The sequence below is a fragment of the Thermoanaerobaculia bacterium genome (assembly GCA_035593605.1).
GTDB lineage: Bacteria > Acidobacteriota > Thermoanaerobaculia > UBA2201 > DAOSWS01 > DAOSWS01.
This window is the reverse complement of the sequence record DAOSWS010000017.1, coordinates 61,401-81,624: the sequence shown is the minus strand read 5'-3', so window position 1 is coordinate 81,624 and position 20,224 is coordinate 61,401. Positions and strand designations below refer to the sequence as shown.

Sequence of the window (20,224 nt, the reverse complement as noted above, 5' to 3'; positions counted from 1 at the left end):
CAAGCTGTACCTTTTTCTAACGACTGCTATGGAGGTGAACGATGACTCAGGATGAATCCTCGGATCTCTCCCCGATTCTTCGGCGTGCGGCACAGGGGGAGGCAACCTTCAAGGAGCTGGGGGAAGCCCTGCGCGACCAGAAATTAACCCTCGTCATTTCTCCCGCCGATTTTGCGGACCATATGCAGCGGATGGAATCTGCTCGAAAAGAGAGAGAGGAAAAGGTGGCCCGGGGAGAACTCCCTGAATCGGAAGTCCATGTGAAATGGCAGGATGTGGGGGATCCACCCTGCTCAGGAATGACAACCGCCGAGGGCCATTTCATTCCCTTTGCCTTTACCAATGATACCCTGGCCCGCTCCTTCGCGATCGATACAGGAGTAATACAGAGCGAGGACGCCATACCTTTCCTTTCCAAAAGCTGGCGTCAGGGTCTCTGGGAGTTCCTCTCCAGGGACTATGGAGGGTGCGTGATCGATCGCGGCAGTGACCATGCCCTTAACCTGGATCGAAAGGGGATCGCGAGGACGCTGGGCTATATTGAATATGAAGAGTATTTTTCCAAAGAGGCCCAGTTTGTCCTTACCTATGACACGGACATCATGATCCAGAATAATCAGAATCAGAGGCTTGCCTTCACATTCAACTATGATGGAAGTGCCTCTGCGGGACGGGATTACTTTCGAGGCAGAGACCCAAAGTTTGATGTGGCGCGAATTCCCACCGATCGCTTCCTGAAGGAGATCCTGGATCGACAGGTCTCCTGGCTTGTGGTCAACCCCGCCTTTCGGGATGAGCATGCCTATATGCGTTCGGATCTGGAAGATGTGGCCCGGTCGATGGGGATCACCATTCCGGAGCGGGAGGCTGTACCATCCGAGGAACCGACTCAGCCCGCGGAAAAGACGCAGGTTGAAGTCACGGATGATCTGAATGATACGCACGGGATCCTTAATCTGCTCTATGCCGGCTATCAGGGCAGGTTCGTGGCCCTGAATATTCTTGGTCAGCTCGGATCCAGGGAGTACCAGCCGGATGCTTTTGAGGAGACAAAGACCATTCTGGATCGAACGGGAGCATGGGCGAAGGAAATGTGGGCCGGGACGCCCCTCTTTTTCCACGGAAAGGCACAGGAGGTATCGCCGGAAGCGCAGGAAGCCCTGGAGTATTATCGAAAACTGAAAAAGGAGCTGACTGCGCTTGCGCCAAAAGTCCGCAGAATTCTTCACGGAAATCTTCAGCAGGACGAGGAGGGGTTGAAGATTCTGATCGCTTCCATGGGCAGGTATGCCTATGGCAGAGACCACTTCATCAAGAACCTGGTCAGCTATGGGGATCAGTTTAATCGTCCCGATGTGGCCGACCGATGGCGTCAGCACCTTCTTTACTGTCAGCAGGATGTGGGCCGGGCCAGCGTTCTCTTTGACACCATGAAGCAGTCGGCTGCGGTGACGGCATCCTTCGCGGAAGAAGTTCGACAGGAGACATTATTCCTTCCTGGAATATTCAAATCCCAGGTAGCGGACATGGACATTATGCTTCTTCGATATCGGGGTCTGGAAATTTCATACGAGGCATTAGGTATGGATGCCATGACGGCGGATCTCTGGCAGAAAGCGGGCTTCAATCCCCAGCAGGCTCTGTACTGGTCCGCCTATGAACTTGATCCCGGGAGCGCGGTGGACTGGCTGGAGGCCGGAGTCGTCGAACCCGGTGCCGCAGGCGGCTGGAAGCTCCGGGGATACACTCCCGCTGAAGCCACTCCCTGGATTCAGATGAGATTCAACGCATCTTCGGCTCACCCGTGGATCCGGGCGGGATTTACCCTGCCGGATATCGCCGCAGGCTGGGCCCGGGAGGGCTTTACTCCCCGGGAAGCCAGAGACTGGATCGCACAGGGGATTAACGATCCCAAAACCGCCGCCGAACGAAAAAGCTCTGCCGATCTGACGCAATCTTAGCCCTTTCCCCGACCGGATAGAAGTTGCCGAATCAAAGAATGCAGATACAACAGGCTACTGAAACGAAAGTACCTTCATGATGAGGGGATAGAGAATGGCGTTATCCGGGTCCTGGGTCTGATTTTCCCGGATTTCTTCCAGGATCTGCCTGGTCTCATCCGGATTTCCGCGGGTCAATGCAGAGATCAGATCCAGTTCGATATTCTTACAACCGGCCGATTTTTGAAAGGATGCTGCCAGCTTCGGGTCAAGAGAACCTGAACGGTAGGCCGCCAGAAAGAAGGCGATGGCGTGGTGGTAGAGGTCGGGTTGACGGAGAACGGGGCGCAGAAAATCCATAGCTTCCCGGTCCCGGCCTGAAAGTAGAAGCCCCCATCCCTTCTGATAATGGCGGTACTGCTGCCAGATGTTGTCCCGCGGCACGTTGGGGATGAGGTTGTCCAGAATAGTCATCGCCTCGCCGACCTGCCCCTGAAGCATGAGAGCGTACAGAGAGAACGATTGAATCTCTTCCCTGCGGCTCTTATTGATAAGGTAGGAGGAGTCCTCCCAGATCTTTCGAGCGGCGGCATAATCCCCTGCCATATAGGCAAAGAGACCTGCCCTGACATAGAGATCATTGCTGTAGTCGGGAAATTGGGAAGCGGAGGTAAGGCAGCGCTGGATGGCTGTTTCTCTCCGGTTCATGGAAAAGAGTGCTTCGGCCGAGAGGGAGTCAAATAGAGCGGCATAGCCTTCCAGTTCCAGGGCGGCCGCTCTCCTTGATTCCTCGGTTGAAAGCTGCTCGACCTTGTCAAATTTGCGCTGACGATAGATCTCCTGAATAGCCTGGTAGGCATAGAGAAAATTCAAAGTTTCCGTGTCTGCGTCAGGTTTCATTCCATCAAGGCTCCCATCGGGAAGGATGGTGACGGTTCGATTCTGATCGAGCTGCACAAGGAGCCTGTCGCGGTCGCGCTTGAGTCTGAATAAATTCGGAGCGTTTCCGATCAGATGGTAGGACCGGATATGTTTAAACGTGTAGTGGTTGACATCATCCACGACAGAGAGTAAGGGTGTTTCCCGATCTGTCACGGGGTCGGTCACGGCGACAAAGGCGTTGTGAAGCAGGCGATTGCTGAATCCATATAGGACGAACCGATTTCCCAGCCGGGCGATATCGTAGATGACACCGGAATGAATGGACAGGGTCTCTGCGTGGGAAGATCCTGCCGGCAGGTAGTAGAGAGCACAGGGGTAGTAATCGAGGTGCCGGATACGGATGAAGATATCCGGTTCATGACCGTCCGAGCTCCGGACGATCAGAGGTTCCACGATATAGTTTCTAGGGAACAGGCTGAAGTAGGAACTGATCCAGCGGATGTCGATCTGCAGTGGGAACAGATCGGATCCATCCGACCCAAGGACCCAGTAGGAGGGACGGTTTTCGCCCAGCAGGTGCGAAATGTGATAGGTGGGAAAGATTTCCGGATCTTTGTCCCCGTCATGGTCTGCCAGCGTACAGCCCAGAACGGGAAAGGGCAGGGTGCGGGTCCATAACAGGCGGTTGTGGGCATACCCGCGGATTGTCCTTCCCTCCGCGGCTACGTCCGTAAGCTTTGGGGAGAAATAGTTTTGGTAAATCAGAATCGACAGGGCGGTCAGGGCCAGAAGATAAAACCCGTAACGAAGAAGGGCCTTTTCCTGGGGAAGCAGGCGGGGACCATGGCCCAGCAGGTAGCGTTGGATGGCCTTCTTTCCCAGCCGCTGCTCGGGATTGCGCTGGAGAAGACCGCGAAGGAGCCGACGAAGAGAAAAAGATGCCAGCGGTTGGGGAAGGGAGGGAATCCGATGTTCGAGGTGGGCCGAGGCGATGGAGCCGTAGGTGCCTGTCACCGGAGGATTGGCTGTGAGCAGATGGTAGATGGTAATCCCAAGTGCATAGTAATCGCAGGGAGGGCCGATCTGTTCTCCTGCGAACTGTTCGGGTGCCATGTGGGTCGGGGTTCCCAGGGTTTCCCCCGTCTGTGTCACTCCCTCTTCCATGGAAAGGTGAACGATTCCGAAGTCCCCCAGCTTGATCGATCCGTCTTTCGTTAAAAAGATGTTGGCAGGTTTGATGTCCCGGTGCACGATTCCCGCTTCATGCAGGCTGGAAAGGGCGGGGAGAAGCTGGGAGAGGATCGGGCGAATCTCTGTTTCGCTCAGCGGGCCCTCCCGGTCCAGTCGATTCTGCAGGGTTCCGTATTCCAGGAATTCCATGGATAGAATGATGCTGTTGGAATCGAAATGGATATCATGGTAACGGACCAGGGCGGGGGATGCGATCATCCGGGAGGCTTCGACCTCTCTCCGAATCCGTTCAATGGCTCGCTCGGAAAGGCTGTCGCGGGGAAATACCTTCAGGGCGACATCACTCTGGAGGACCTGGTCATAGGCGTGGTACACGGTGGCCATGCCCCCGCTTCCTACCCGGGAGAGGATTTTGAATCGGTCTAGCAGTACCTCTCCAGAGGATAGGGGAGCATCGGTCTGATGAGGAGAATCCGGTGAAAAGGTCTTCGTGTCCAGATCCATATTGTACCACAGGGAAATATCACTAAGATGCTAATAAAAAAAGACTTACTGCTTTATTCGATGTGGGATACTATCCTAAAACTCAATCCCTCTCCGGGCCGGTAAGCCTTCATCAAAGTAGTGTTTGACCTTTCTCATTTCCGATACGAGATGGGCCCTGTCCGCCAGTTCCTTCGGCACATTTCTCCCTGTCATGACAAGTTCAAAGGCGGGGTTGGCCGCATGGATATGGACCAGTTCCAAAATTTCATCCAGCATTACAAGACCGTAAGAGATTCCACCAATCACATCATCCAGGATGACGACCTTGTATTGTCCCGATTCCATAATCGTTCGTGCAGCGTGCAGGCCCCGGAGGGCTTCATCACGGTCCTCCCCGGTAACTCCGAAGCGAAAGGTCCCATCGGGATTAATCCGTTCTTTTCCCGTAGGAAAGAGATCGATTCCCGGGGTAATTCGGAGGATCCGCCGCTCTGCATAGTGTTCCTCCCTTGAGGGATCGTGACCCTTATCAAATTGGAGGAAGGCGACGCGAAAGCCTGCTCCCGCGGCCCGGATGGCAAGCCCGATCGCTGCCGTCGTTTTTCCCTTTCCGTCTCCCGTGTAGACCTGAAATTTTCCACTCATGCAATGACCTCCTCTTCCTGAGACCATAACAGAGAAAGGGTCTCTTTCAATTCCCTCAGTTCATGCTCAGTCTGCCTGGCCTTTAGGCGGTTGAGTCCATCAAAGGCGCGGCTCAGAAGACCGATATCTCTTCTCAGATCCACGATTTTGAAGCCGGGCAGGCCCCACTGCCGGGACCCGGTCAGGTCTCCCATACCCCGGAAGGAGAGATCAAGTTCCGCCAGGTCGAATCCGTTTGTGGTTTGGACGAATGCCTCCAGTCTTTCCGAAGCCTTTTCTGAGAGATGATCTCCGTGAATCAGTATGCAGTGAGAGAGCCGGGAACCCCGGCCCACACGTCCTCTCAGCTGATGGAGCTGGGCAAGGCCGAAGCGTTCTGCATTTTCGATTACCATGATCGTCGCTTCGCGTACGTCAATTCCTACCTCAATTACCGTTGTGGAGAGAAGAATATTAATCTTATGGGAAGCGAAATCACGCATGATCCCGGCCTTCGTACTTCCATCCATCCTGCCGTGAAGAATCCCGACGTTCAGGGGGGCCATCTTCCCGACAAGTTCTTTTCCATGGACTTCAAGGGATCGTGTGTCGATGGTTTCATTCTCCTCGATCAGGGGAAAGACGATATAGGCCTGCTCCCCTTCCCTGCATCGTTCCCGAATAAAATCATAAATTTTCTCACGGCTCGATTCATTTCGCAGGTGCGTCTGGATGGGGCGCCTCCCGGGTGGAAGCTCGTCGATTGTGGAAATATCCAGATCACCGTACAGCGCCAGTGCCAGAGTCCGCGGTATGGGGGTAGCCGTCATGACAAGATAGTGGGGGCCGTCAGCCTTCTCTGCAAGGGCTCTGCGTTGCTCCACGCCAAAACGATGCTGTTCGTCGACGATAATCAGTCCCAGTTGGCGAAATTGAACCGGGTTTTCGATCAGGGCGTGGGTGCCGACAAGAAAGAAAAGAGTTCCATCCTTCAGATCTTCCAGAATTTTTTTTCGCTCTTTCCCTGGAGTTGAACCCGTGAGCAGGGCAATCGAATAGGGTGAGTTCTGGAAGAGGGACGACAGGGTAAGAAAATGTTGTTCCGCCAGGATGGAAGTCGGAGCCATGAAGGCTACCTGATACCCGTTTCCCATGGAGATTAAGGAAATCAGGACCGCAATAATGGTTTTCCCTGATCCTACATCACCCTGAAGCAGACGGTGCATTCTCCTTCCGCAGGTGAGGTCGGAAACGATTTCCCTGACAACCCTTTCCTGCGCTGCGGTGAGCTTGAAGGGCAGCATCCGTCGTGCGTGTTCTCTCGTTTCATCCGTGATGGTAAAGGTTCTGGCCCCACCCAGATCCTTGATTTTCTCCCGAAGCTGATCCATCACAAGGAGAAAGCTCAACAGCTCATCAAAGGCTAAACGGTTTCTGCCGAAATAGTAGGAATCGATTTCTCCATCGCCATGGATCACGCTGAGGGCCTCGGAAAGAGTTGGAAGGTGCAGATCCCTCAGGAGCCAGTCCGGCAATGGATCCTGGATTTCATCCTTACAAACCTGGAAGGCATGGGAAACCCATTTCTGAATTTGAGGACTTTTCAGCGTACCCATGGATGGATAGACCGGGACGACCCGGCCCGTGCGTTCTCCACCGGACTCGATGGGCTCCCAGACCGGATTCACAAGCTGAAATTGGGGCGAAAAGGCCAGTTTCCCGTGGAAGACAACTTCATGTCCCGGAGAAATTTTATCCAGCACATACTTCTGGTTGAACCATACGATACCAATGGTCCCTGAATCGTCGCTCACAAGGGCGGTGACGACGTACATGGACCTGCGGCGGGCAGGACGGCCCTGGATGGAAAGGACCCGTCCCGCAATGGTATACGTTTCCCCTTCTTCCCCCAGTCCCGCGATAGGCGTCAGGCGGGAACGATCTTCAAGACGAAGGGGGAGAAGGCGGAGAAGATCCCAGCAGGTGCGAATTCCCCTGCGGGATAACTCTTCCGCTCTCCTGGGGCCAACCCCCCGGAGAAACCGTACTTCCGTGAATAGTCCTCTGGATGGTTCAGGCAACGTCCAGGCGTAACTTTACCGCTGCGATCTGGATCGTGTCGCCGGGCTTCATCGGGTGCAGTTCTCCCTTGGTGATCTGCTCACCGTTCAGGTACGTGCCGTTCATCGTGCCCACTTCTTCCTTCAGGCATGGTTTGCCGTCCTTCATCACGATTATGGCATGGCGGCGACTCACCGATCGATGGGTATCCAGCTTACCCAGATCGATATCGGGGAAGATTCCGGTGACCGGATCTTTCCTCCCAATAATCGTATCTCCCTCCTGCTGGATCTGATAGATAATCTCGGGATCGTCTTCCGACACGAGCTTATACCGGCTGTCCACAGGGCCTGATGGGCGCGTCGGCTTCGGTGCCTCCATGGAGAGTGTGCGTCCGGCCAGTTGTTCGAGTAATTCTGTGGTCTGTCGTAATTTGCGTGACAATTTGCGCAGCATCCGAACGGCGATTTCCTGGTTGGTGCGCAACATCTGGTCAAAGGTGGCTTCATCGATTTCAAGAACCTCAACTTCATCCACGGCATGGGCGGAAGCACTGCGGGGCGCCCCTTCCAGGATCGACATCTCTCCAAAAAAATCGCCCTTTTCCAGGATGGACAGAATCTGCTCCGCTCCGCCGATACTCTTTCGTATCTCCACCTTCCCGCGCTGGATAATGTACATCGTTGTACCCAGTTCACCTTCCTGGAAAATGGTTGCGCCGATTGGAAATTTGACGAGGAGTTTTTCGTAAAAATTGCGGTCTGATCCTGTGACCACCTTGACCTTTGTCATAGAGTTAGTGTATCAGGTTTTCCGGGGGACATCAACGTGTTTTAGACTGCCCGGGTATCACTCTTCCCGCTTAAGGCTGAAGACGGGTTGTGCAATTCTTTCTCCCCTGCAACGCGGGCAGCGGGAGGGACGCGTCAGACGGTCCCTCTGGCGGAATTGAAATCCGCAGGATTTGCATCTGGGGGGTTCAACCATAAGCGTGCGGTTTGCCGATCGTTCCACATGGTGAAGATGATCCAGAATTTCCCTTTCGGAAAGACCCAGGTGCTCCGAAAGCTGTCTTGATGTCCAGTACCCTTCCTCCAGCAGTGCAAGTATTTCCTGTCTGGGGGTCGATTCACGTGAAGAGGGCGTCAGGGCTTCATTCCCACAAGCATTCGTGATGTTCCGGTCGACTCAAGCATCCGGATCTCCCTCAATCCCAGCTCCTCCATTCTCAATCGGATTTCCTCCGTTGTGTAGGATCGACCCTCGGGCGTATTAACCAGCATGTTCAGAGAGAAAAGTGCTGGAAAGAGTGGGCCGTTTCCTCCCGGATCCAGGAAAAATTCACGAATGACCAGCCTGCCGCCCCGGGTCAGGGAATGAACACACTTGTCGATCATCATTCGGACATCATCCTCCCCGAAGGAGTGAATGATGGAGGATACCCAGATCAGATCGTAATCTTTCCCGATGGAGTCGAGACAGACATCCCCCGGAAGAAGATGGAGGCGCCCGGATTCGATCACTTCGGCAGGCAGGATCTGCCGGGCCAGCTCGATGACTTCTGGTAGATCGAAAAGGGTGACCCTGGCTTCTTCGGCTACGGTCAGAAAAGCCAGAGAGAAGCTCCCGGGACCTCCGCCCAGATCGAGGATCGAATGGACGCCTTCAAAGGAGAGGTCACCAAAGTACTCATCGAAAGATTCAGTCTTTCCGTGAGCCATGGCGAGAATGAAGCTTTCCAGGTCAAGATCTTCTTCCACGGGGTTGCCCGTGATCACGGTTGCCGTCAATTCAGACCACTTTTTCCATAAGTTGATGTGATGCCAGAAGATGCCCAGGCGGTGATGAGGATTGTCTTCGGACAGGGCCTCACCGAGTCGTGTCAGAACCATCCCCTTTTGATCCTCCGCGATCAGGCCCATGGAGATTAATACCGGAATGAGGGCCCGCAACCCGCGGATGCTGACTCCCGCCGTATCCGCCAGAGTCGATATATCGGTGGAACCCCGCTGAATATGGGTAAAGAGATTGAGCTCCACCGCGGTCAGAAGTGCTCTGGAGATCCAGTAGCTGGAGAGATGAGACAACAAACCCGACAATTCCATAAACCGATTGTACCGCTCATGTTCAGGTTTTGACAAGGCGAAAATAGGGGAGTACCATGATTCTTGAGCGGGGGTGCCGGGGGCGCCCGGCTGAGATGTCGAACGATCCGTCGATGAACCCTTTGAACCTGATCCGGATCATACCGGCGGAGGAAGAGAAGTGACTGACCTCTCCTTCTTCGCGTGGGAGGTACCCATGACACAACTCCTCAAGGCACGGAATGGGGTTATCACCCCTGAAATGGAAACCATACTCGAGTCAGAGCCGATTTCCCGGGATGCTCTGTTGAAAGGGGTCGGCGACGGAACGATTGTAGTGTTAGCCAACCCCGCCCATGTGAAGATGGGGGGGGTTCCTCTGGCCATTGGAAAGGGAACTCGAATCAAAGTGAATGCGAACCTGGGCACATCGCAGGATGATTATCGGATGGCCCAGGAAAAGGCGAAGCTCGAAGCCTCCCTGAAAGCGAAGGCGGACACGGTGATGGATCTTTCCACCGGGGGAGATCTGAATGCAATCCGTCGGACGTTGATCAACGACTGTCCCGTTCCCTTTGGAACGGTCCCCATCTACCAGGCGGAAGCGGATATCGCAGCCCGGAAAGGATCATTTCTGGACCTTGTTGCCGAAGATCTTCTCTCAGTCATCGAAAATCAGGCCCGGGACGGAGTGGACTTCATGACGATCCATGCTGGAATTCGCCTTCGCGGAGTGGAACATCTGCGATCCTCCGGTCGTTTGACCGGGGTTGTTTCCCGGGGCGGTGGCTTACTGGCATCCTGGATGCTGCATCATAGAAGGGAAAACCCTCTCTTTGAGCGCTTTGATGACGTCCTGGACATCTGTCGGTCCCACGATGTGACCATTTCCCTGGGAGACGCCTTACGACCGGGATCGCTCCACGATGCGACCGACACCCTTCAGGTGGATGAACTGAACACGCTGGGGGATCTGGTTCTTCGATGCCGCGATTCCGGTGTCCAATCCATGGTGGAAGGTCCCGGTCACGTTCCCCTGGATCAGATCGAAACCAACGTCATTTTACAAAAGCGCCTGTGCCATGGAGCTCCGTTTTATGTCCTGGGGCCTCTGGTGACCGATATTGCCGCCGGATGGGATCATATAACCGGTGCCATCGGAGGTGCCCTTGCCGGCTGGATCGGGGTCGATTATCTGTGTGCGGTAACCCCCGCTGAACATCTGGCCCTTCCCTCTCCGGAAGAAGTATATGCCGGAGTCATGGCTTTTCGGGTTGCCGCCCATGCCGCCGATGTCGCGCGTCGGTTTCCCGGTGCCATGGAACGGGATCATGCCATGAGCCGGGCCCGGTTTAACCTGGATTGGGACAGGCAGATTGAACTTGCAATGGATCCTCACACCATGAAAGAGGTGAGGCAGGAGAGAAAGTCAGAAACACGGGCCTGCACCATGTGCGGTCCGTACTGCCCGATGGATCTTGTGAAAAATCTTTCCGATGACGAGGGATCTCAGGAAAGTTCCGATTGATTTTCGGGAGTAAGACAATGACAGAAACCCTGGCCCAGAGATACTCCCAGCTGGATCAGGGTGGCCAGTTCGCTCTCGGTCTCAATATTCTCGGCAATGACCTCAGCCGGAAGCTCCCTGGCTGTTTCAAGAAGAGATACGATCAGATTCCGCTTGATCGGATGGGTATCGACGCCCCGTACGAGGGAATGATCAATTTTGATAAATTCAGGCTGGATCTCAAGAATCGCCTGAAGAGAACCATAGCCTGAACCAACATCATCAAGAGCGATGCGTAACCCGAGTTCTTGCAGCTGGGTCACTCTGGTCCTGAAGGATGTCCAGTCTGGAATTTTTACCCGTTCCGTAATTTCCAGAACGATCCGATCCGGATTCTTGACGGATTCCAGCCAGTCAGAAGTCAACAGGGTCAACGGTGTGATATTGAAGAAAAGCAGTTCGTCTCCTTCAAAGGGAAAGGTTTCCAGAGCCTGCCGCCAGATCATCGACTCAATCGTAGTGATATGGGTGGTTTTCTCCGTATAGGCGAAGAAAAGTTCTGTCGTTGTAAAGGGGGCATTGGGTGCCAGACGAAGAAGGCATTCGCGACCCAGAACATTCTGATCGAGAAGGTTGACAATGGGCTGAAAGTGAAGACTGAAATCGGAGTTGTGAATAAACGTATGCACGTAGCTATGGAGGCTCCGCTCGTGTTCCCTGACCTTGGCAAGTGCCTGGACACGGGCTTCCGTCAGGGCTGAATAGAGGTTTCTTTCCCATCGTACGCCGCTTTTTTTCTGAAATGTCGCATGGCCCATGAGGGGACGAAGAATTCCCTTGACGTGCGGGAAGAGTGCCTCTTCAAGCTCACGGATAAGATCAACCGGCGCACAGGTGTCCGGTGTGAAGAGCGTAAATTCATCTCCGCCGACGGCGTTAAGTGTCAGGATGTAGTCCTTATGCAGATCGCAATGTTTTGTTAACAGCTCGGAAAGCCGTGCAAGGTGAGTTTCATAATCCTCCCATCCCATGCGTGACTCGACATCCCGGCCTTCTGGAAGGATAAAGTGGATCACATGAAGACGGCCAAATCGTTCCACTTGAGATCGAATACGCTCCAGATGGAAAGGCAGCGTGCGCAACCCGGTGGTGATATCAAAGAGAAGGCTGTAATATTTCAGGCTCTCAACGTTCTCCACGTAATGACTCCGTCTGAACGACAATCTCCTTGACCCTCTGGATAATGTCCGTCAGCGTAAAGGGTTTAGTGACATAATCCACGGCCCCCCCCTGCCATCCTTCCCATTTCGATTCCGGGTCGGTACGGGCAGTCAGCATGACTACGGGGATGTCCGAGGTCTCACGGTCACTTCGCAGAACGCGGAGAATTTCCCATCCGTCCATGCCGGGCAGCATGATATCGAGCAGAATAAGAGATGGATGGATTTCCCTGGCCGCAGTGATTCCCGTCTCTCCATCCAGGGCGGTGGTGACTTCGAATCCTTCCGAGGAAAATACCTGTTTCAGGAAGGTCAATAGATCGTGCTCATCGTCAATGATCAGCAGCGTCCGGGGCATCCCTTACCTCCTCCAGAACGGTTTGAACGGTGCGTGTCAGCCGGGAGAGGCTGACGGGTTTTCGAAGAACTGTGTGGGGTGAAACCGATAACTGGGAACGATCCACGGATGTGACGAAGATGAATGGCGTCATTTTATGCCCGGAATCGCGAAAACGGAGAAGAAGAGTCTCGTCACACACCTCATTTTCAGAGACAGGGTCGGCAATCAGTAGGTGAACTCTCTCGCGGGAAAGAGTTTCTGTAAACGAGTCAAGACTGCTCGCGACAATACAGTGCAGACCCATTTCCGCCAGTCGCGCCTGCACCATGGAACCGAAGTCCCTGTTGGGTTCATAGATGAGAACCTTTCCCACCTTTTTTAATGATTCATCTTTGACCATGGGAAGCGAGAAAGAAAAGGTAGATCCCTCGTTGATCTCACTGTCTACCTGCAGGCTGACCCCATGGGATTGGAGAATGGACGAAACGATGGATAAACCCAGTCCCAATCCCCCGTATTTTCTTCTGGATGAGGCGTCCACCTGGAAAAACTTCGTACCCAGGCGCGGCAGGGAATCTTTGGGGATGCCGATTCCTGAATCTTTTACCCGGAACTGAATTCTTCCATCCAGAGGCTCTGCAAATACATCGACGAATCCCCTGGGTTTGTTGAATTTAATCGCATTGTTTATTAGATTTTCCATGACCTGAATCACCCGGTCCCGATCCCCCTTGATCTGACAGTCGGGGGGCAGATGGTCATGAAAGTGAACTTTGACTCCATTTGGATGAGCCGCGTTCAGATAAGTCTCCTTCAGTGAAGAAAGCACATCTTCGGGAGAAAAGGGGAGAATATCCACGGAAAAGCTCTCTCGCTGAAGAAGAGACAGATCGATGAGTCCGTCAATCAGGCCTCTCAATCGATTAATATTGCGGAGGACCGTCGAAAGACTCCGTTCGGTCTCCTCTCGCGGTAAAACCTCCGGCGCTATATGAAGAAGATATTCGACATACCCCTTGGCCGTTGTCAGGGGAGTCCGGAGTTCATGAGAAACGGAAGCGATTAAATCATTTTTCATCTGATCCAGAGTCTTAAGTTCCCGGTTGGCGTTTTCCAGTTGAAGATTGGTTTTCCGCAGGGTTTCCAGCTGGTCCGTCATCTGTTCGGCCATGGAGTTAAAGGAACGCATGAGATCACCGATCTCGTCGTTCCGATGAATCTCAATTTGTTTCGTTGATGCTCCCTGGGCCAGCATGTCGGCATGGAAGGCCAGATCCCGCAGCGGATTCACTATTTTTTTCGCCAGAGGCTGAGTGAAAATGAGGATCAGAACGATGGTAAGAAGCGCAATGATCAGCGCCTGAATAATCATCGAGGTTGTTGATGCAGTAAGTCTTTTCAGAGAAAAGGTGTACCGAAGCGTGTGCCTGTGGGGTCCCCAGGTCTCAATGACGGGAAAGTAGATAACAAGATGGTCGTTGGCCTCCGATGTCATATTCAGGCTCTGGACGGCCCGGAGTTCTCCTGGATCCACGTGACCGAAACGGGCCTGTTCCGGAATGAACGAGGGATCGGAAAAGGCCCGGGTTGAAAATAGAATAGTCCCGTCCATGCTGATGATTTCGACCCTTGAAATGTCACGGCTCTCGTGGAGGACATCCTGGCACTGTTCGAAAAACATCTGGTAGGCGGACTCGTAGTAAACGTCAAAGATAGAGTTGAGTCTCGAAGCCGAGAGCCTGACAAAGGCCTCGGCAGAGTTCTGAAGATCCTTTCGCGCGGTTCTTCGATTTGTCGAGACGGTAAAGACCGTACCGATGATGACCACAAGAATGGCAAGGAGGCTATACCCGAAGGTCAGATGTCGCTTAATGCTGGCCATCGTATGAACCCGTCATGGCTGGAGTCGAAACGCCACTCAGGGAATCCTGATCTCGGAGAGGTTCAGGGCTCCATCCCCCCGGAGATTCCAGAAAAGCCCTGCGGAGCAGAGATGGCGGTCGAGCCTGTTGTAGAGAGGGATGAGAACGACATTCTCATGGATGATCAACGTGATAAGCTGAATTGCCCGCAATCGTTCGAGATCGTTCTCAGTCGTCCGGGCAAAATCGATCAGCCGATCCACCTCCGGGTCTGAAAATCCGAAGGTATTGAAACCTCCATCGGATGAAAACAGTGCTTCCAGCGTTGACAATCCATCACCGAATGTGCTCGAAAATCCTGTAAAGTAAAATCCCACATTTCGATTCGCCATTCGTTCATAAAGTTCAGGCCAGGGGGTCACATTCAGATGAAGGGTGATCCCGGCTTTGGCCAGGTCTTCCGCAATAAATTGGGCTGTGTCCATGCCCTTTGTGGAGAGATAGAGATCGATGTCTGCGGGGTAAGATCGGTGGTTCAGGACAGCCTTCGCTGCTTCGGGGTCAAAAGGGTATCGTTTAAGGTTGTGGTCATATCCGAATGCATGGACGGGAATAACCTGGGAAGCTGAAACCGCGCTTCCATGAAGACGGGTTTTTATGATTCGTTCGACGTCGATTGCCTGGTACAACGCTTTACGAAAGTCCCTTGAATCGAAGGGAGGAATGGTAACGTTAAAACCGAGATAAGTTATAGTTTTTGAGAGAATGGTCTTCAATTCGACCGGAACGTTGATTTTATCCATGTCTTTGGTGAAATCGAGAAGGATGAAGGGCTGGTGTCGTGCCGCAAGGTCCTCGATGGCATGAATCCGGTCGTCTTCCGACGGCATGTATTGAAAGATGACTGTCGGGATCGGGTGCAGGGCTTTCCAGTAATGGGGATTGGCTTTCAGCCGGATCTCCCGATCCTCTTGTTTCTCGATTATATAAGGTCCTGTACCTCCCGCCAGTGGACTTCCCTCCTTTACAATCCGAATCGAAGTGAGATGATGGAGGATGATTGTGGTTTCCTTCCGGGTCTCGAGGAGGAGAGTATGCGGGTCCGGATCTTCGATCCGAATAATGGGATCGAAATGGTGGCGGAGCGGGTGATCGGGGTTTGCCTTGACCTGGGAAAGGGACCAGACGGCATCCCGGGACGTGAACTCACTGCCGTCGTGGAAATAGACGCCCTTTCTCAGCTGGAAAACCCAGGTTGTCGGGGTCGGGTTACTCCAGGATTCCGCAAGAACCGGAACAATACCGTGACCGGCATCATATCCGACCAGACCCTCGTAGACATTAAAGAGCACGTACTGGGTATTCATATCCACCGTCGTGAGCGGATCAAGGCTGAGGGGGGGGGTGGAGTGCACTACGGTCAATATGTCCGGCGTATTCCGACATGCCGGAATGGCAGTCAAAAGAAGAATCAGGTAGAGAAAATGTAAGCCCCTCACTCAATCCATTATATCACCCGATTCCCACGGGGATTATGGTCCTCGGCGGGAGCGGATTCACTTCAAGGGTTCAACGTAAGGACTACCAGCTCCGAAGGAAGAAAAAGGCGCATCCTGGGCCCCCACCAGCCGGTTCCCGCCGTTGTGAATGCATGCTTGGAACCGATCGTATAGAGGCCGTACGGGTATTTGAAAGCCGAAAAGATTATGATGTCCATCGGGGGGATCTGCCCCGCATGAAGGTGACCGGACAGGACAAGGTCGACATTCAGGCGGACAGCTGGATCAACCTGGTCCGGCCTGTGGGTGAGGAGAATGGTTTCCAGGTGATCCGGGTTGTCGCCGAGGACATCCTTCAGAGAGGGGAGAGGAAGACCCATTTGTCTGGCTGTCTGGTCGTCCAATCCTGCAAGCCTGACACCCAGCTCCGGCAGTTCGATAACCGAATTTCGGAGAGTGTGAATGCCGGCTTCCTCTGAGAATGACTCAAAACGATCGATGCCGACATAGAAATCATGGTTGCCGGGAATGGCCCAGACTCCATGGCGCGCAACCATTTGTCTCAGAATCGGGATAAACTCCTGCAGTTTCGAGGATCGATCATCCAGAAGATCCCCCGTGATCAGGACAAGATCGGGATCCAGTTCATTGACCCGGTCCACCAGGGAGGTCACCCATCGCGTGCTGGTCAGAGCCTGAAGATGCAGATCGGACAGATGAACAAGACGAACCGCCCCTTGCCCGGATTGCGGTTGAATCCGCTGGATTGTGAATTCACGAAGAACCGGAGGCCGCAGGCCCTGGAGCAGGGAGACCAGGATAAGGATCAGTGAGATCACGAGGGCGCCCCGCGTCAGGAGCAGAGAATAGGAGGGAAAGAAGATGCGAAGGATGTCTTTCAGCAGCAAAACGGTAAAGGTAATGAAAACGATTCCAAACCAGGTATAGGCAATCCACTGGATCGGAAGCCAAGTATCGTGAAAGATCCGGGAAAGAAAGAAGGAGGCGCCCAGAAGAATAAAGAGAATTCCCAGAATAAGGGAGGGGAGAAATCCGGGCCGGAAGACCTGAATAAGATTCCTGTACAGGTAGTAATGGGTGAGACTGTAAATCGTAACGGCAACGAGAAGAAAGATCATGAAACGGCCGCCCACTACTTACCAGAACCTTTCCACGTGGAGGTTCCCGGCAGAGCGGCGGGAATGCTCTTTAAACCCTCGCTCCTCATATTTTTCGACCATATCCATGATCATCTCCGGATTTCCGCAAAGAAAGATGTGGGTGTTTTCTGCTGTCGGAGGGTTCCCCGTGAGCCGGTCGATTTCTCCCTGAATAAAAAGGTCCTGAATCCTTCCCACTGCGCCGGTCCAGGGGACCGGCTCCTGCTCGGGGCGGGATATGGCAGGCAGGTAGAAAAAATTCGAACAGAGACGGCGGATCGATTGCAGCTCGGATCGATAGCCCAGTTCGCTGGAGTGGCGTGCACCGTGAATCACCGCAAGCGTGCGGTGGGTCTGCGTGCCCAGGTTGGTCCGGACCATGCTCATATAGGGAGCAAGTCCCGTTCCGGTAGCGATCAGAAGGATATTCCTGTCAGAAGGAACCTGTTCGAGGGTAAAGAGGCCCCGGGTCTGTTCTGAGAGCCAGATTCTGTCTCCCGTTTGAAGGGCAAAAATTCTCGGTGAAAGTGCACCGGACCGGACGAGATCGATGTAAAACTCCAGATAGGCATGATCCACGGAAGAGGAGGCGATAGAGTACGGACGCTTGATAATATGACCGGGAGGAGGTGTCCGCGGTTCAGAATCCGACCATGCAACCCTCGGAGCCGATCCCGGAAGCCCAAGGATGGCATGCTGACCGGGTGAGAACGAGGGAAATTCCCATCGATCGGGGATCACGCGAAGGATTATATGATCAGGTCCGAGTTCGATTTTTTGACCGACTACAGCATTCAGCGCTGATTGGGAACGCGACATTATATGGTTTCCTCCGAGAGTGTGACCTTACCGGGTCTCAAGGCTCAAAACACCGGAGAGAATTATACTATTCCAGATACGGTCAATGATTCATTGACCGGGTTTCCTCCGTATGACATAATCCCCCGGAAGGAGTGCTCTATGAATAAACCCTGCAACGAATTAGCCCCCGTCCTCCTGGAAGCCATCCATGCCGAGGAGGATTCATCGGTTTTCTACCGCATGATGGCAGATATGGTTCAGGATTCTGATCTGAAGCAGGAATTTCTTAATCTCTCCGCGGAGGAAGAATCCCATGCCGGGATGCTGCGGGAAATCATAGAAACCCTGCCGGATGTGAAACAGGATTGTATTCCACCCCGCGGACCGGAATCGCAGCGCAACCTCTTTGACCTGGAAACCCGTTCTCTTGAGGACCTATATCGATATGCCATCAAAACGGAAAGAGAAGCCAGGGACCATTATGAACACTGTGCCACCCTCGCAGCTACGCCGGAGCAGGCTGATCTTTTAAAGCGTCTAGCCCTATTTGAGCAGAGACATGTCAATTATCTCCAGGCCCGGCTTGACTCGTTCGATACTAGTAATGAAGTATCATAGAATTCCAATGCAATCGGGAGTGAAAGAATGAGAGTTTTATCCGGCATCCAACCCTCCGGGGTTCTCCATCTCGGGAATTACTTTGGCGCAATCCGTCAGCACCTGGATCTGCACCGCCAGCACGACTGTTATTACTTTATCGCCGATTACCATGCCCTGACGTCGATTCGGGACCGGGTTCTGCTACACCAATACACCTGCGATGTCGCCCTCGATTATCTCGCCCTTGGGCTGGATCCGGAAAAGGCCGTGTTTTACCGGCAGAGTGACCTTCCTGAGGTGACAGAACTTCAATGGATTCTGACCTCGGTCACCCCCATGGGACTCCTGGAGCGATGTCATTCCTATAAAGATAAAATTGCCCGGGGTATTCCCTTCGACCATGGCCTTTTCGCCTACCCGGTCCTCATGGCCGCGGACATCCTGATTGTCAATGCCGATGTCGTTCCGGTCGGGCAGGATCAGAAGCAGCATATCGAAGTCACGCGGGATATCGCGCAGAAGTTTAACAATCTCTACAGTGAGGTTTTTGTCATCCCGAAGGATATGATCCGGGAAGAAACCGCGGTCGTACCGGGTGTGGACGGGCAGAAAATGTCGAAGTCCTATGGCAATACTATCGAGATCTTTTCCGAGGGGAAGGCCCTCAAGCAGGCGGTGATGAGCATCGTGACAGACTGTGCTCCCGTTGAGGCTCCCAAGGATCCGGATACCAATAATGTCTATAACCTGTTGAAACTCTTTGCCGCGAAGGAGGAGACAAGCGAGTGGGCGGAGAAATTTCGAAAGGGTGGACTGAAATACTCCGATGTCAAAAAACGATTGATCGAGCTCATCAATCTTGAGTTTGGAGAAGCCCGGGAACGGAGAAAGGAAATTTCCGCACGCAAGGGATTTGTGGAAGACGTACTTGCATCAGGCGTGAACCGTGTGCGACCCATAGCCCGGGAAACACTCTCACGAGCCAGGGTGGCCTGCGGGCTTGACTGATTCAGCATTCTCCCGAAGGGTATTTTTATCGATTCTGCTGGTTCTGGCAGTTGTCTTATCCGGGATTTTTGCCTCTGGCAGTCTGCCTTCCGCTGGAACCGCCGGACCGCCCTGCAGCTGGGCCGGCGTAGAGCGTATCGTAGCGATCGGGGATATTCATGGGGACGCCGGCAAGCTTGAATCTCTCCTGAAGGCAACAGGGCTGGTCGATGGTTCGCTCCAATGGGTGGGAGGCAGGACCCACCTGGTACAGACAGGGGACATCATGGATCGGGGGTCGAAGACGCGCATCGCGTGGGATCTTCTTATGGAACTGGAGCCCCAGGCCCGTGCATCGGGAGGCTATGTCCACGTCCTGTTGGGAAACCACGAGTACATGAATATCACCGGAGATCACCGCTATCTGAGCGCGGAAGACGTCGTAACCTTTGGCGGCATGCCCAACTTTCTGCGGTCGATGGGACCCCTGGGAACCTACGGGGCATGGCTTCGAAACCGCAACACGGTAATCCGGATTAACGATATCCTCTTTGTACACGGGGGCTTGAGTCCCCACCATCGACGCTATTCGATGAGCCAGATCAACCAGCGGGTTCGGATGGAAATCCGTGAATATCGCAGAGGAAGGCTTCGGATGGGATTTGACCGGAAAGGTCCTCTCTGGTACCGGGGTTTTACCGAGAAGGATGATTCCGAGGCCTGCGCGGAGATCGATGCTGTTGCAAAGCGTTATGGCGCAAAGCGGGTTGTGGTCGGCCATACGATTACGGAAGACGGGATTGAATCCCGCTGCGGCGGAGCCCTCATCATGATCGATACGGGAATGTCCGAGGCGTATGAAGACGGGCCGGCGGAGGCCCTGGAAATCCTCCCGGACCGGATCCAGGTCATTACCCTGAAAGGTACAAGACCTCTTCTTCCATAAAATTATTTTCCCTGTCCGCAGACGTTGTACAATA

The 20,224-nt window shown here is 53.6% G+C and carries 16 protein-coding genes and 1 riboswitch; of the genes, 5 read left to right on the top strand and 11 right to left on the bottom strand.

Annotated elements, in window-relative coordinates; translation table 11 throughout:
• The first annotated feature begins 41 nt into the window (after window positions 1-41).
• Window positions 42-1,961, top strand: coding sequence for a hypothetical protein (locus tag PLD04_09740; protein HXK68613.1), 1,920 nt, complete (start codon window positions 42-44; stop codon window positions 1,959-1,961).
• A gap of 54 nt (window positions 1,962-2,015) precedes the next feature.
• On the opposite strand, the gene PLD04_09735 is transcribed toward PLD04_09740, so the two are convergent.
• The 5 genes from PLD04_09735 to PLD04_09715 form a co-directional block, all read right to left on the bottom strand.
• Window positions 2,016-4,517: a serine/threonine-protein kinase gene (locus tag PLD04_09735; protein ID HXK68612.1), complete on the bottom strand. Its 2,502-nt coding sequence runs from the start codon at window positions 4,515-4,517 to the stop codon at window positions 2,016-2,018.
• 75 nt (window positions 4,518-4,592) lie between these two features.
• Window positions 4,593-5,144 (bottom strand): cob(I)yrinic acid a,c-diamide adenosyltransferase, encoded by a 552-nt coding sequence (locus PLD04_09730; protein HXK68611.1) that lies wholly within the window; start codon window positions 5,142-5,144, stop codon window positions 4,593-4,595.
• On the bottom strand, window positions 5,141-7,204 hold the full coding sequence (recG, locus tag PLD04_09725) for an ATP-dependent DNA helicase RecG (protein HXK68610.1): 2,064 nt from the start codon (window positions 7,202-7,204) through the stop codon (window positions 5,141-5,143). Before recG ends, PLD04_09730 begins: the two co-directional genes overlap by 4 nt.
• Complete coding sequence (locus tag PLD04_09720) at window positions 7,197-7,976, bottom strand: cyclic nucleotide-binding domain-containing protein (protein ID HXK68609.1); 780 nt, start codon at window positions 7,974-7,976, stop codon at window positions 7,197-7,199. Before PLD04_09720 ends, recG begins: the two co-directional genes overlap by 8 nt.
• A gap of 353 nt (window positions 7,977-8,329) precedes the next feature.
• Window positions 8,330-9,289: a methyltransferase gene (locus PLD04_09715; protein HXK68608.1), complete on the bottom strand. Its 960-nt coding sequence runs from the start codon at window positions 9,287-9,289 to the stop codon at window positions 8,330-8,332.
• A 59-nt stretch (window positions 9,290-9,348) separates the two neighbouring features.
• Window positions 9,349-9,461, top strand: a riboswitch (TPP riboswitch).
• 24 nt (window positions 9,462-9,485) lie between these two features.
• On the opposite strand from PLD04_09715, the gene thiC reads away from it, so the two are divergent.
• On the top strand, window positions 9,486-10,796 hold the full coding sequence (gene thiC, locus PLD04_09710; protein ID HXK68607.1) for a phosphomethylpyrimidine synthase ThiC: 1,311 nt from the start codon (window positions 9,486-9,488) through the stop codon (window positions 10,794-10,796).
• Here thiC and PLD04_09705 read toward each other — a convergent pair.
• The 6 genes from PLD04_09705 to PLD04_09680 form a co-directional block, all read right to left on the bottom strand.
• Window positions 10,778-11,974 (bottom strand): EAL domain-containing protein, encoded by a 1,197-nt coding sequence (locus PLD04_09705; protein HXK68606.1) that lies wholly within the window; start codon window positions 11,972-11,974, stop codon window positions 10,778-10,780. The two genes, thiC and PLD04_09705, sit on opposite strands and share 19 nt — an antisense overlap.
• The gene (locus tag PLD04_09700) at window positions 11,961-12,353 is read right to left on the bottom strand and encodes a response regulator (GenBank protein HXK68605.1); all 393 of its coding nucleotides are present in this window, start codon (window positions 12,351-12,353) and stop codon (window positions 11,961-11,963) included. The genes PLD04_09705 and PLD04_09700 overlap by 14 nt, the downstream gene beginning before the upstream one ends.
• Complete coding sequence (locus tag PLD04_09695) at window positions 12,328-14,217, bottom strand: ATP-binding protein (GenBank protein ID HXK68604.1); 1,890 nt, start codon at window positions 14,215-14,217, stop codon at window positions 12,328-12,330. The genes PLD04_09700 and PLD04_09695 overlap by 26 nt, the downstream gene beginning before the upstream one ends.
• 36 nt (window positions 14,218-14,253) lie before the next feature.
• Window positions 14,254-15,696 carry an ABC transporter substrate-binding protein gene (locus tag PLD04_09690; GenBank protein ID HXK68603.1) on the bottom strand — a complete coding sequence of 481 codons (1,443 nt, stop codon included), beginning with the start codon at window positions 15,694-15,696 and terminating at the stop codon, window positions 14,254-14,256.
• A 62-nt stretch (window positions 15,697-15,758) separates the two neighbouring features.
• Window positions 15,759-16,835 (bottom strand): metallophosphoesterase, encoded by a 1,077-nt coding sequence (locus PLD04_09685; GenBank protein ID HXK68602.1) that lies wholly within the window; start codon window positions 16,833-16,835, stop codon window positions 15,759-15,761.
• Window positions 16,836-16,853: 18 nt separating this feature from the next.
• Window positions 16,854-17,597, bottom strand: coding sequence for a ferredoxin--NADP reductase (locus PLD04_09680; protein HXK68601.1), 744 nt, complete (start codon window positions 17,595-17,597; stop codon window positions 16,854-16,856).
• Between the two features lie 219 nt (window positions 17,598-17,816).
• Here PLD04_09680 and PLD04_09675 point away from each other — a divergent pair, with 219 nt between their 5' ends.
• Genes PLD04_09675 through PLD04_09665 form a run of 3 tightly spaced genes read left to right on the top strand, consistent with a single transcriptional unit; the run spans window position 17,817 to window position 20,190 of the window.
• A complete protein-coding gene (locus PLD04_09675) occupies window positions 17,817-18,275 on the top strand; it encodes a ferritin family protein (GenBank protein HXK68600.1) in 459 nt (152 codons plus the stop codon).
• 27 nt (window positions 18,276-18,302) lie between these two features.
• Entirely contained in the window at window positions 18,303-19,265 is a 963-nt protein-coding gene (trpS, locus tag PLD04_09670) for a tryptophan--tRNA ligase (protein ID HXK68599.1), read from the top strand.
• Window positions 19,258-20,190 carry a metallophosphoesterase gene (locus tag PLD04_09665; protein ID HXK68598.1) on the top strand — a complete coding sequence of 311 codons (933 nt, stop codon included), beginning with the start codon at window positions 19,258-19,260 and terminating at the stop codon, window positions 20,188-20,190. Before trpS ends, PLD04_09665 begins: the two co-directional genes overlap by 8 nt.
• The last annotated feature ends 34 nt before the right edge of the window (window positions 20,191-20,224 follow it).